General features: G+C 42.1%; 10 protein-coding genes. All 10 read right to left on the bottom strand.

Going from position 1 to position 13,624, the window contains the following annotated elements; all coding sequences use genetic code 11:
- Positions 1-266 precede the first annotated feature (266 nt).
- Positions 267-3,323 (bottom strand): methyl-accepting chemotaxis protein, encoded by a 3,057-nt coding sequence (locus tag AKG39_RS05760; protein ID WP_050739410.1) that lies wholly within the window; start codon positions 3,321-3,323, stop codon positions 267-269.
- Between the two features lie 98 nt (positions 3,324-3,421).
- A complete protein-coding gene (locus tag AKG39_RS05755) occupies positions 3,422-4,456 on the bottom strand; it encodes a protein-glutamate methylesterase/protein-glutamine glutaminase (RefSeq protein WP_050739409.1) in 1,035 nt (344 codons plus the stop codon).
- A gap of 23 nt (positions 4,457-4,479) precedes the next feature.
- A complete protein-coding gene (locus tag AKG39_RS05750) occupies positions 4,480-4,974 on the bottom strand; it encodes a chemotaxis protein CheW (protein WP_115028212.1) in 495 nt (164 codons plus the stop codon).
- Positions 4,975-5,089: 115 nt separating this feature from the next.
- The gene (locus AKG39_RS05745) at positions 5,090-8,167 is read right to left on the bottom strand and encodes a methyl-accepting chemotaxis protein (protein ID WP_050739408.1); all 3,078 of its coding nucleotides are present in this window, start codon (positions 8,165-8,167) and stop codon (positions 5,090-5,092) included.
- A gap of 329 nt (positions 8,168-8,496) precedes the next feature.
- Positions 8,497-8,985, bottom strand: coding sequence for a chemotaxis protein CheD (locus tag AKG39_RS05740; RefSeq protein WP_050739407.1), 489 nt, complete (start codon positions 8,983-8,985; stop codon positions 8,497-8,499).
- Positions 8,982-9,599: a chemotaxis protein CheC gene (locus tag AKG39_RS05735; RefSeq protein ID WP_050739406.1), complete on the bottom strand. Its 618-nt coding sequence runs from the start codon at positions 9,597-9,599 to the stop codon at positions 8,982-8,984. Before AKG39_RS05735 ends, AKG39_RS05740 begins: the two co-directional genes overlap by 4 nt.
- Positions 9,600-9,620: 21 nt before the next feature.
- Positions 9,621-11,063 (bottom strand): FapA family protein, encoded by a 1,443-nt coding sequence (locus tag AKG39_RS05730; RefSeq protein WP_050739405.1) that lies wholly within the window; start codon positions 11,061-11,063, stop codon positions 9,621-9,623.
- A 60-nt stretch (positions 11,064-11,123) separates the two neighbouring features.
- A complete protein-coding gene (locus AKG39_RS05725; RefSeq protein WP_050739404.1) occupies positions 11,124-11,825 on the bottom strand; it encodes a flagellar hook-basal body protein in 702 nt (233 codons plus the stop codon).
- 17 nt (positions 11,826-11,842) lie between these two features.
- On the bottom strand, positions 11,843-12,604 hold the full coding sequence (locus AKG39_RS05720; protein ID WP_050739403.1) for a flagellar hook-basal body protein: 762 nt from the start codon (positions 12,602-12,604) through the stop codon (positions 11,843-11,845).
- Between the two features lie 205 nt (positions 12,605-12,809).
- Positions 12,810-13,592 (bottom strand): sigma-70 family RNA polymerase sigma factor, encoded by a 783-nt coding sequence (locus AKG39_RS05715; protein WP_050739402.1) that lies wholly within the window; start codon positions 13,590-13,592, stop codon positions 12,810-12,812.
- Positions 13,593-13,624 lie beyond the last annotated feature (32 nt).

Raw genomic sequence — 13,624 nt, 5'->3', positions numbered from 1 at the left:
TTTATTGCCTCCTATTATATTTCTATTTAATCAATAATCATTCTTACTACATATTCTTTATAGTTTTTCAAGGGTAAATTATTGCGTTATTCATTCTGCATTACTTACTTATCGTCTAACTATAAGACGACTTTAACTAATATATAAGTAAACATTCGTCTAAAACATATAAAAATTAGACGCATTTAAAAAAAATCAGGCTCCGATCAATTGATCGGAGCCTGATTGCGCTATCCTGTGAAATTAATTCATTTTTGTACTAAAAACTAATATTTATCTATTTCATTGTCATCCAATACAATTCTTGGCGGAACTGAACGTGGCTCTTCTTTTGCTTTTGATACAGTTCTTTTATTCATTTCCTGGTTGACATTGCCGCCTTCTTTTATTTTGAAGGTGCCCACCATTTCGGTCAGCATCTGGGCCTGGCTGGAAAGCTCTTCGCTGGCGGCGGCACTTTCTTCGGCGGTGGCAGAATTGGTTTGAACCACCTGGGAAACCTGTTCAATCCCCAGGGTGATCTGGGCAATTTCCGAGGCCTGGTCGTTGGATGCCTGGGCAATAGTCGCCACCAGGCCAGTTACCTTTTCAATTTCGGTGAGCATCTCTTCCAAGCTGCTGGCGGTGTTGTCGGCGATTTTTGTTCCGACTTCCACTTTCTCAATGGAGCCTTCAATGAGGCCGGTGGTTGATCTGGCGGCTTCCGCACTCCGGGCGGCCAGACTTCGGACTTCTTCGGCAACCACGGCAAAGCCTTTGCCGTGCTGTCCGGCCCGGGCAGCTTCCACGGCGGCATTGAGCGCCAGAATATTGGTCTGGAAAGCGATATCGTCAATGACCTTAATGATCTTGGAAATACTGTGTGAGGAGTCATTGATCTCACCCATGGCCAAAATCATATTCTGCATCTGGGCATTGCCAATTTCAGCATTGGTGCGAACCTTCACTGAAAGCTCATTGGCCGCATTGGCATTGACCGCATTGCGCTTGGTTTCATTGGCCACCTCTTCAATCGAGGCGCTGAGTTCTTCAATGGAGCTGGCCTGTTCGGTGGTTCCCTGAGCCAGAGCCTGGCCGCCGTCGGAAATTTGACGGGCTCCGGAATCGACCTGATTGGCTGAAATGTTGATGTCCGACATAATGCCACTTAAACTCGTCGTGATATCATTGATGGCGGTTTTAATATTCACAAAATCGCCGCTATAAGAAGAAGTAATTTCCTGGTCAAGATTCCCTTTGCCAATTTCTTCCAGTGTCGCTGATATTTCATTAACCACACGTTTTAAAAACTCTATGGTTGTATTCATATCCTCTTTTATCTTGGCGTGCTGGCCCTGGTAGTTGCCAGTCATTTTAGTGTTCAAGTTGCCATTTGCCAGTTCTTTTAAGACGCTTGAGGCTTCCTTGATGGGGGCAATAACCACATCCAGGGTCTGATTGAAGCCTTCAATGACTTTGGCGTATTCACCGGGGAATTTACTGACGTCGCCACGATGATTTAAGTCCCCGGCAACGGCAATATGGGCCATTTCATCGGTTTCATTCACCAGCAGAACGATGTTTTCGATCATGCCAATTAAGCTTGGTATCAGTTGATCGTTTTCCGACCTTTTCCCTGTTTCTTTTAAATCTTCCAAATCATGCATTTCCCCACTGGCAATATTGTTGGCAATACCGACAATATGAATCAGTTTTCCATGAACACCATTGATGGATTCAGAGATCTCGGCATAGATTCCTAAATAATTCCCCTCAATCGCTTCCGAGAAATCATTTTTGCTCATCAATGCCAGTACTTTATTGCCTTCCTCCAGGGCTCCCAGACCGTCAATGCAGGCATTGATGCTGTTTTTAAGCTCATTGAAGTCGCCATGGTATTCAGTTGTGATCTTTGGCGGAATCCTGCCGCTGCCAATTCTTTCAATAGCTTTTGAGGCAACTTTTATGGGTTTTGTAAACGCGTTGATAATGCCATTCAAGCCAATGATGATTTGTTTGTAAACACCGGCATACTCATTGGTGTTTCCTCGGAAATTCAACCGCCCTTCGGCAATAGCTTTTTCAGTTGCCGATATGCCTTCATAGAGCTTGTTCAATTCCTTGATCATGGCAATCATGGCATGGGAAAGCACATCCTTATCCGACTGGGGTTCTATGACAACCGAAAAATCTCCTTCCGCCAGACGCTGAGCGGCCTGGGCCTGGAACTTGCGATTATCAACCATGGTTTTAAAGGATATCAATAAATCGGCAATTTCATCCTTAGTTGTTATGGTTGGAATCTCAATGTCCACATCGCCCATGGCTAGTTTGTCGAGGGCATCCTTTATTTTAACAATCGGGCTGGCAATCCGCTTTGACATAATAAAACCGATGAAGCCGCCGATTGCTAAAATGAACAGGGATATTAAAATGGTAATATTTCTTAAATTGGTGATGGGGGCGATAAGATCTGTTTCGTAAACCGTAAATACCATGGTCCAATCGGTTCCCGGTATTGGCGCGACGCCGGCTATTTTTTTATCCCCATTATAATTGTACTCAATGACGCCGGCATTGCCGACACCCAATTCCTGCATGGTTGCTGTCAGGCTTTTAAATTTTTCTTCATTGAAAATATTGGTTTGATTTTTCACCAGTTCGGCATTGGGATGTGCCATCATAATACCATCCGGGGCAATAATGAAGCCGTATTCCCGATCCCCTTCGGCGCCCATGTTTGATACAACTTCCTGCAAATAGATTGGGTCCCGTCGGCCCACCAGCAGTCCCACAACCTGTCCGTTTTGCTTAATCGGGGCGACGTCAAAAACAACCGGCTCGAGGGTAACTTTACTGATGGCAACATCTGAAATGGAATTTTCGCCTTTAAATCCGTCTTCATACCAAAACTGTCCCGCTGAATCGAATTCTCCGCCGCCGACAACATACTTTGCATGTCCGCTGAGATTCATCACCGCAATATCCTGATAACCCAATCGGTTAACATCCACCGAAATGGCGGCCACCTGGGTATTCCAGTCCATCGGTGTCACCCGGGCCCGTGAAGCGACTTCGTTGAGCGTTGACAGGTTTCCCTGAATAACCGCCCCAATTTGCTTGCCGCTGGCAATTGCATAGTCTTCCATATCGGCACTTGCCTGATTCATCACTGTGTTCGCGCCGATATTCACGGAAACGATCCCCAGGATCAGCACAATTGCTGCAAAACCCGAGATAAAAAGCAAGGTGAGTTTTTTAGCTAACCCAAACTTTAGTTTCCCATTATCGGCTGATTGATTTACATCGTCTGGATTTTTCTTGAGCAGTTTAGGTTTATTCATTAATTGACTCCTTTCAAGTCGTTATTTATTCGAAAAAAAATGAAGGCTGTTTCCCTTCATTTTCGGAAATAGATTAACTTAACTTTTGGCTGGACTTTTCATTGTTTTGATAAAAAACGGACCAGCTCTTCGGATATTCTTTCTAACGGTAATTGTTTGTCGACAGCGCCGATATTAAAAGCCACCATTGGCATACCATATACAATGGATGTTTTTTCATCCTGACCAATGGTATAAGCCCCAGTTTTCTTCATATTCAATAAACCCTTGGCACCGTCGCGACCCATTCCGGTTAAAATAACCCCAATTGCTTTTTTTCCTGCCACTTCTGCCACGGAATCAAAAAGAACATCAACTGAAGGACAATGGCCGCTGACTTTTTCTTCCTTTGAGCATTTAACAAAAAAACCGCCGGATTTTTTAATCAACCGCATTTGGTAATCCCCTGGGGCAATCAACACTCTTCCCGGTTTTAAGGCATCGCCGTCTGCTGCTTCTTTCACTTCAAGATTACAGGAGTGGTTAAGTCTTTCGGCATAAAGCTTGGTAAAAACCGGAGGCATATGCTGGACGATGATGATGGGCGGCATATCCCGGGGCAGTGCCGAAACCACGCTGAAAATAGCTTCTGTTCCACCGGTTGAAGCACCGATGGCAATGATGGCATTCTTAATGTCGATCCCCGTACCGGAAACAAGATTTGTGGGGATGTATTCTTTTTTTAAATTCCCGACCTTTGCGGTCGAAGCGATTTTAATTTTAATTTTGAGTTCATTAATAAAGGAACTCATCCCTCCGGATCGTGTCATTTCAGGTTTGGTTACAAATTCCACAGCTCCGGCATCTAAAGCGTCTAAAACATTTTTTGAACTTGAACTTACCACAATCACCGGCAGGGGGTATTGGGGCATGAGTTTTTTTAGAAATTCGATGCCATTCATTTTCGGCATTTCTACGTCCAAGGTTAAAACGTCCGGCTTTAACTGCAATATCATATCCCTTGCCATATATGGATCTGATGCTGTTCCGACCACTTCAATACCTAAATCCTGAGCTATTTCTTTGGCCAGTGTTTCCCTGAACAAAAGGGAATCGTCTACGATTAATACCTTTATTTTATGTTTAACTCTCATCTTGGCCGTTCCCCTTAAATTTCTTATGCAATATCTTCAATTATTTCCTTTTCATCGTTTTTAAGCAATCTTTCGCAGTCCAGCAGCAACTGTACTTTTCCGCCAACCTTTCCGATTCCCTTCATAAAACGGTTTTCAAATCCTGTTTTATTGGTGGGTGGTGGTGAAATAGCATCATCATCAATGGTCAAAACTTCCTCAACATTATCCACAATCAATCCTACTGAAATTTCCTGAATATCAATCACGACAATACAGGTTCGGTCATTGTACGCGATGGCTTCTTTCCCGAATTTAATGCGCACATCAATAACGGGTATGATCTTTCCTCTTAAATTGATAATTCCTTTTATGTAAGCCGGCACTTCGGGTACTTTGGTGATGGATTGAATTCCGACGATTTCAGTAACATATTTAATTTCAATGCCAAAAACTTCTTCTTCCAGGGAAAAGGTCAAAAATCTTCCGTGTTGAGTATCTTCCTCAAAATTGTTCATATCAATATCATTCACAGCCATTATTATTCTCCTTTTTATCCAGTCTTTTTAAAATCGAGAACTACATCAATGGTTGTAATGCAATTCTCGATTTCTAAACTAGATAACCTTTCTTTTTTTTATTTTTTACCTATTTTCAGCTTTTTCTTAATTGGAACCTATCCATCATTTCTTTTAGCAATTCTGCCTGGCCGGACAATTCCTCACTTGCAGCAGCACTTTCCTCTGCCGTTGCTGAATTGTTTTGGACAACCTGAGCTACCTGTTCAACACCCTGGTTAATCTGGGCAATGCCCGTCGCCTGTTCGTTTGAGGCGATCGCAATATTGCCAACGAGATTTGCAACTTTTTCAATTCCATCAACTATTTCATTCAGGGCTAACGCTGTTTCATCCGCAATTCTGGTTCCTGTTTCGACTTTGTTTATGGACCCTTCAATTAATACGGTTGTTTCCTTTGCCGCATCGGCGCTTCGGGCTGCCAGGTTTCGGACTTCTTCGGCAACCACTGCAAAACCCTTGCCTTGCTGGCCGGCTCGCGCGGCCTCAACCGCTGCATTCAGTGCTAGAATATTTGTTTGAAACGCAATATCATCAATGACTTTTATGATTTTTGAAATATTTTTAGAAGACTCATTAATTTCCACCATTGAATCCTGCATTTCAGTCATTCGTGCATTGCCTTTAGTTGCATTGTCCTTTACTGTAGTAGCCAATTCTTTTGCTTGATTTGCATTTACTGCATTGTTTTTGGTTTGAGATGCAATTTCAGTAATGGAAGCAGTTAATTCCTCGATGGAGCTGGCCTGTTCTGTGGAGCCTTGGGCTAATGACTGACTTCCGGCTGAAACTTGATTCGAACCCGAAGCAACTTGTTCCGCTGCATCATTAATATCACCCATTATACCATTTAATGACTCAATAATAACATTTAATGCGCTGGATATCCTGACAAAATCTCCCCTGAATTCCCTTGCATTTTCAATGTTAAGGTTTCCTTCCGCAATTTGCTCTATTTTGTTTGATATTTCACCAACAACAGTGTTTAAGCTCGTCATCGTGTTATTCACTGCCTGTTTCAATTCATCAAAATCACCATTGTAAGAACCGGTTATCATGATTCGCAGATTGCCGTTGGCCATTCCACTCATTACTTTGGAAATCTCTTGCAGTGGTTTTGCAATTTCCTCAAGAATATTGTTCATCCCGCCAACCAGGGTTTCCCAGGAACCTTTAAATTTTGTTGTATCTGCCCGGGTTTTCAGCTTTCCTTCAGCAACTGCATCCGTGATCATAGATGCATCCTGGATTAAATTCCCAATTGTTGTTCTAACTTCAACCATACTTCTACTGATTGCATTAAATTGTGCACTAACCTCGGCTGTATGTTCATTGGAATCGCCGATATTCATGTCAAAATCTAAATCACCTTCGGCCAGGCATATCAGGTTTTTTTCCAGACGTTTAACCTCTTCTGTGGTGTACGTACTAACCCTTATAATTGGCGTTAAATCTGTGACGACTTCTACAAAACCGACATTTTCTCCTTTTGCATTTTTGAGATATGCAGTATCCTGTTTAAAGTTTCTTCCAAACCATTCAAAATAACTATCCGACAAGCCCTGGTCAACCAGCCGCCGTATTCCACAGCCTTCTGTTTGACAGATACTGGCTCCCGCATTGAAACAATCCATTCCGCAGGCTGAATCGCGATCTTTAACCACACCATTGGCAATCATTAATGCTTCAAAGGGTTTGTTTAAAAACACCCATTTCATATTATTATCAGTGACATGGATCGGAAGTGGAATTGCATCAATGATGGATTCATACCAGATCATCTTATCGACAACGGTATCCATGGTTTGATTGACCCCTTCAATGACCTTCTGATAGTCTCCGGAATGTCCTTCGGTCGCTGCTCTTTTTGTAAAGTCACCGGAGATGGCTGAATCTGAAAGCATAATGGTATCTGAAATAAGGTTTGTAATCGCATTCTTGATGGCCATCATACTGATGCCAAGCACATCCTTTTCAGACTTTGGCTCAATTTCAATGGATATGTTTCCTTCAGCTATCTGTTCAGCCGCTTGAGACTGAACTTTAATATTTTCTGCCATATTCACAAAAGCAACGGTGAGCTCTCCTAATTCGTCATTGGTAGTTTTGGCCGCCATATTATAATCGATGTCGATATCACCGACTGCAAGCAGATCGGCTGCTTCGACAAGGCGCTTTATGGGTTTCACCACGCTGTTGGCAGCTAAGATGACTAGGCCAATAATTGCCAGCAATCCTAAACAAAAGATTATCAGCATGACATTTTGAACCCCTACCAACGGACCATTGAATTCTTTGTCAGGAAGTCCTGTTGCCAACATCCAACCGGTGTTCCCAATTTCGGTCACATATCCTTTGCTTTCTGTTTTATCTGTCGTATAGTTTATTTCACCCGTTGTCTTGTCTGTTAACGCTGTAATAATATTATCAGACATATCGGTTTCAGCCAATGGCAAATTATTGTACGCAAGATTTGGATGATCAAAAACCATTCCTTTATTGGTAGCTACTACAAAGAATCCAGTTTTACCTATTTTATTTTCAGCAATGATTTCTTTAATTCGATCAATGGACACATCGATGCAGGTTGCCCCAATCATCTCCTGTGTTCCGGTTCTAAATACTGGCGCTACAACACTCACAATCATTTTTTTAGTGACTGCATCCTCATAGGGCTCGGTGATAAAAGCTTCTTTCTTTTCCACTAAATCCTGATACCATGATCTTGTTTTCATATCGTAGGAAGAATCTGATACATAGCCATCAGACTGAGTAAATTGGTTGGAATCAATGTCTGCAATCCAGGATACCATAATATTCTCCGGATCAGTGTTATAAACGTTGTCCAATACCTGTTTAATTTCCGGGAAGTTATCCACCGTAGTAATAACCACCCCAGGTGTAGATTTTTCAAACAATTTTTCCATTTCTGGATTAGCGGACATTTGGTTCGCTACTTCCAAATACTTGGTAAAATAGCTTTCCACTTCATTGGAAACTGCCTGTGACTTTGCTGTTAATTCGCTTATTGTAATCGTTGAAATCGCCTGATTCACAATATACAAAGATATACTAGCCACCAATGTAAATATAACTGCAACCGGCAACCCAATTGATAAGAGCATTTTTGTCAATAATCCTTTTTTATGTTTCATTGTTTTTCTCCTTTATTTAAAATTTTATTGTCATGCTCTTTTTTGCTCTTGCGCTTACTTTTCTCCCTTCACTTTAATTATCTTTATTTTATGCTTTTAATCTCTAATCTCTAATCTCTAATCTCTAATCTCTAATCTCTAATCGACATTCCCAACGAAAACTTAACTTTTATTCTCCCAATATTTTCCAATCGCAGCATTATTTTCTGTGAAGATAAATATGTTTTATTCGGCTCTTTAATAATGATCTAATGGCTTTTTTAGCGCAAAATAAAACCACTGAAACACTGTAATAAATGTTCACTGGTCTATTTTGCATATAACTATTTTTAGTATTCATTAATCTGTCTATTCAGGGATTGAATTTTCATTATTCCGGTCTCTAAATCAAAATACTGAGTTCGCCCAAAATTCAAACCGGTATCCTCTGCTAAAATGGGAATTCTTAATTCAGATAAGGCTTTTTTAACACATTGGATGTTTCGGTCCCCAATTGCCCCCATTTTACTGCCTTGCTGCACCGCAAACATCTGGGCGCCGCCGGCAATTTTTGCAACAATCCGATTATTCCCGGAGCCCGCTCTTTTTAATTCCTGAACTAAATCCACCAAAGCGGTATCCGCAAATTTCATGCGATTGAAATCCTTGCTGGAAAAATTAGTGCTGTCCGGAAGCATTACATGGGATAGCCCGCCGATTTTTGAAATCTTGTCGTATAAACAGACTCCCACACAGGAGCCTAAAGCATAAGTCACCAATACTTCCGGAGCTTTGGCAAACTTATAATCCGATATTCCGATAACGATCAACTGGCTCATATTTCAAGCCCTAACTTTTGCATAATAACTTTTAAGGTATCAATCTCTGCAAACATGATCATGTTGCTTTTGAGCTCATTGGTTTCCCCAAGAAAATTTTCTTCGATAAACATCAGCTTCTCTCCGATTGCTCCGAATTCAATGATCGGCACACTCATTAATGCTCCGACCATATCGATGGCCACATAGGGCACGGAAACGTGGATGGTTAATCCGGTCAGGGCGGAAATGGCATTAAGATAGGAAGAGCTTAGAATGTTGCCAATCTCTTTGATGCCGGAGATCTTCATCTCACTGAGTTCTTCTTCGCCGTCATCTTCGCCGATTAAAATATCCATAATGCTTTTAGCATCTTCAACATTCAATAAAAACATAATCATGCCATTGGCATCGCCGCTGAAATTCACCAAAACCGCCACGGTCATGGTTTCTGCACCGCCAAGACTCGTTACCGCTTCATCAAACCCGGTAATTCTGACGCTTGGGACCGTCATATCCACCTTTTCATCCAGCATGGTTGCCAGGGCGGTGGCGGCATTGCCGGCTCCGATATTGCCAATTTCTCTTAATAAATCGATCTGTTCAGCACTTAGTTCTTCGTAATTTTCAAACACGTCGACACCTCTTTTCTTCTTTTACAATAATCCCAGAACAATTTCATCATCCCAGTAGATTTTGGAGTGTTCCAGATTATCCAGGTCAAATTGAAAGATATTATCCCCAAAGCTGATTGTCACACCCCGGTATAATTTTCTTTTAAAACTGACAAGACCATCATAGGTTGTTATAAATTGACCTTCTATTCTCTTGATTTCGGCCTTGTTTTTGTTAATTTCATTCTTTAAACACATGATTTCTTTGTTTATTTCCCGGGTTAAAACCCCAATTTTTTCTTTAACCGCCCGATCCTGATGTTTATTGATAACGGCGGCTTTATCCTGGGATAGTGCCCATTTATTTAGCTGATCTTCTTTTTCAAACATCACTTCCAACTTAACCGAAAGGTCTTCAATTTCTTTTTCCAAAGCCTCAATGGCAGGGGTATCCACTGAATTGGTCCCCAGTATTTTAATTTTGGTGGGCCGCTCTCTTTCGCTGCCGATTTCTTTTGCGAATAAATTTCCGGCCAGATGGATTTCGCCGCCGTTGATTAGTTCTTTGCTGCCGGCTAATGTAATATCCCCCATACAGGTGATTTTACTGTCGATAATATAATCGGCGGTAATATTTCCTTTAACATCAAGAACGGCATCCTCAATGTATTTGCACCGCAAATCCTTGCCAACTTTTATGATCCGTCTGCCGCTGCCATTGATTCCATTGGAAATAAATAAATTTCCCGCTGCTTCGATATGGGCATCTTCCAGAACGCCTTTTATTGTGATCGTCCCCCCGGATTTTACCGAAAAGCCCATACCGACATCTCCATCAATGGTTATATCGCCGGAAAAGTCGAGGTTTCCGGTGAAAATATCAACATTTTTGTGGATATGAAGGATTTTTTTAATACTCACCGTATTGTTTGCAAATCGCACCATGCCATCGCAGGTTGCCACTATTTTTGTTTCATCGGCATTGAGCGCCGTGTTTTCACCAACAGAAAATACCGGATCTTTTCCTTTTTCGGCAACAAGCAGTTCACCTAAAATGTTCTTCCCTGGTATTCCTGCGGTTGGTTTGGTGATGACGCACAATACCTGATCGGCAACGGCCATTTGAAAATAGTTCAAGTTCTTATAATCAACCACACCATCCTCTTCGTACTCCGGATGATACTCAGAGTCTCTTTTCACCAGATAGTCCACCCTGCCATTCTCTCCGGCAATGGGGTTTTGACCCTTGGCCACATTGATTTTCATATTAAAAATCGGCCGCTGGGCTAAATTAAATACGGCTTCCTTATTAATCCCATCACAAATCTTTTTTTCTCTGAGTGCTTCCATAAGCTGTTCCTTTGAAAAGGGGGTTGGATTTTCCGGATCCTTGGTCAATTTGATGTAGCCGAGCATGCCATCGTCACTTATGAGAACCTCAACTAAGCCTTGAATCTCATTAATAGCGTTGGTTTCTTCATTCATTGTTTTCTCCCTTTTTTCTAATCCTGGTTCATTGATAGCCTCAAAAGATTATTGTGCGGGTTATCTCAATTGATTTATGGTTTTTTCCATTTCATCGGTTGCCTGAAGAATTTTTGCGTTAAATGAAAAACCTTTGGATGCTTCGATCATTTTCACCATTTCTCGTGATACCTGGGCCGCCGAACTTTCCAGATAACCGGTTCTCAAGGTCCCTTCCGGGTAGATCGTTCCCTGTCCGGACTGGGTTGTTGCTCCGAATTGATTATTTCCCAATAAACTGAGTCCATAAGGATTTGAAAAATTGAAAATGCCGACTGCTTTGGCATCAAAGCCCTGGGTAATGTCGATTCGATTGCGGTTGGCACCTAACACATAGTTGCCACTGCCATCCACCAGAAAGCTTTGGTTGCCTTCAACACTAATGGAAAACGCCCCATTTCTGGTATAGGTAACCGTTTGGGTGCCTTTATTCTCAATGGCGAAAAAGCCTTCTCCGGTGAGGGCGCAATCCATGGGCAAATCTGTTTTCTCAAGGCTTCCCTTGGTAAAATCAATGCCTGTTTTTTCAACCTTGGCGCCGCTTCCGGTGGAAACAAGGGTTCCTGATCCGCCATTGACATTGCTGTACAGAAGCGAGGCAAAAGCAGTCTGCTGGGGTTTAAAAGCGGTTGTATTAACATTGGCAATGTTATTGGCAATGTTATTTAAATAGGTCTGCTGGCTTTTTAAGCCTTGATTAGCTGAATAAAATCCTCTGATCATCATTTCTCCTTTGCGATTTAACCGACTTTGCCAACTTGATTGGCTGAGATTTCACTGATTCTGTCCATTATTTTCAGTACCTGGGAGCAGGATTGAAAGTTATTCTGCCGGGAAATAATCTGACTCATTTCGGTGGTCATATCCGTATTGGATTTTTCTATGGAACCCTGAATCAGCGAATAGACTCCGGTAGCAGCTTGTTGAAACCCGTTCGGACTCTGGAAAAAACCGTTACCCACCTGGGTAAGTTCATTTTTATTTGCCACGGTGGCAATATAAAGCGCATCTTTTTCTGCCCCGTTTTGAATAATCCGACCATTTGAGCTAAGGGTAAAATCGCTGCCGGTCAGGGTAATGGGCTGTTTATTGCTGTTTAAAACTCTTCCCACCCCCGGCAGAATCAGGTTTCCATTCTCATTAACTTCAAATTGTCCGTTTCGGGTGAGCACTTCCCCATCGGTGTCACTTTGAACCAGAAAGAAACCCTCACCCTGAATGGCCACATCAACACTTCGGCCGGTTTCTTCAATACTGCCCTGGGTAAAGTCTGAAAATTGGGCACTATTCACGGTCATATAAGCACCGGTTCCAATATCCGGACTGGCAATCTTGTTGGAATCGCTTAATCGGGCGATGAGATATTCTGAAAAGCTTGATTGAATGGTCGACTGGTTTTTAAAACCTGCGGTATTCACATTGGACACATTGTTTGCCAGCACATTGACCGCCTTCTGGCCGGTAAGTAATCCCGCCGCTGCGGAATAAAATCCTCTATTCATGTTCCTGCCTCCTTATTTAATCTATTTTTAGGTAATTTCGAAACTTTAAAGAATCGAACAATAATTGCTTTGATGTGAGTTTTCACAAACAATTTTGTAACGTGCAGGCGAACAGGCGGTAGCCTGTCCGCCGTGCAGTGTAAAAATTGTTTCGTGAAAACCCGCAGCGAAGCTCACGGTAGTTTGCAAATAGCTAAAATCTATTCTAATAATTTTTAAGCTTGGTTTTCATTTTAATGATTGCCTGGGAATGAATCTGCGATACTCGGGATTCGGTGACTCCCAGGACCTCGGCGATTTCCTTTAGTTTAAGATTTTCATAGTAGTACAGGGACACGACAATTCTTTCTTTTTCCTTGAGCTGATCAATGGCTTCTCCCAGTTTTGCTTTGAGTTCGTCGTGCAAAATCCGCGATTCCGGTAAGTCATCTCTTTTCTGATTGGTGATCAGCGGCGATACTTCCATCATTTTTTCATTGATGGCTTCCTCGTAGGATAAAACGAAGGAATTGTGGCGTTGCTGGAGGATTTTTTGCAAATTTCCAATAGTAATTCCCATTTTCTCGGCAATTTCGGCTTCCGTGGGCTCCCGGCCATTTTGAACATAAAGTTCGCCAAAAGTGTCTTCCAGTACCTTCGACAGACTGCGCTGGCTGCGGGGGACCCAATCCTGTTTGCGCATAAAATCAATGATGGCACCTCTGATTTTTAAGGAAGCAAAGGTTTCAAACTTATTGCCCAGCTCGGGATTGAATTTTTCCACAGCATTGATCAGGGCAATCATCCCCTGATTCACCATGTCATCGAGTTGACCAAAATTATTGTAGCTTCCCTTGAATCTTAATACAATTTTTTTGACCAGGCCGGTATATTCCAGAACAATGTCATTTCTGACTTCTGTACTTCCTGTTTTCTTGTACAATTGCCATTGATCCCGGTCTTTTTCTTCGACTTGTCTTTCCTCGCATTGCAGTTCTTCACCGTTCATATTTCACACTCCTTGGTTTCAAAGGGAATCGC

Source organism: Acetobacterium bakii (assembly GCF_001263355.1).
Classification (GTDB): domain Bacteria; phylum Bacillota; class Clostridia; order Eubacteriales; family Eubacteriaceae; genus Acetobacterium; species Acetobacterium bakii.
This window is presented reverse-complemented; position numbering and strand designations above follow the sequence as displayed.

Excerpts from the sequence above, each read along its gene's own strand:
- AKG39_RS05760 (WP_050739410.1), bottom strand. The coding sequence starts at position 3,323 with ATGAATAAACCTAAACTGCTCAAGAAAAATCCAGACGATGTAAATCAA.
- AKG39_RS05755 (WP_050739409.1), bottom strand. The coding sequence starts at position 4,456 with ATGAGAGTTAAACATAAAATAAAGGTATTAATCGTAGACGATTCCCTT.
- AKG39_RS05750 (WP_115028212.1), bottom strand. The coding sequence starts at position 4,974 with ATGGCTGTGAATGATATTGATATGAACAATTTTGAGGAAGATACTCAA.
- AKG39_RS05745 (WP_050739408.1), bottom strand. The coding sequence starts at position 8,167 with ATGAAACATAAAAAAGGATTATTGACAAAAATGCTCTTATCAATTGGG.
- AKG39_RS05740 (WP_050739407.1), bottom strand. The coding sequence starts at position 8,985 with ATGAGCCAGTTGATCGTTATCGGAATATCGGATTATAAGTTTGCCAAA.
- AKG39_RS05730 (WP_050739405.1), bottom strand. The coding sequence starts at position 11,063 with ATGAATGAAGAAACCAACGCTATTAATGAGATTCAAGGCTTAGTTGAG.
- AKG39_RS05725 (WP_050739404.1), bottom strand. The coding sequence starts at position 11,825 with ATGATCAGAGGATTTTATTCAGCTAATCAAGGCTTAAAAAGCCAGCAG.
- AKG39_RS05720 (WP_050739403.1), bottom strand. The coding sequence starts at position 12,604 with ATGAATAGAGGATTTTATTCCGCAGCGGCGGGATTACTTACCGGCCAG.
- AKG39_RS05715 (WP_050739402.1), bottom strand. The coding sequence starts at position 13,592 with ATGAACGGTGAAGAACTGCAATGCGAGGAAAGACAAGTCGAAGAAAAA.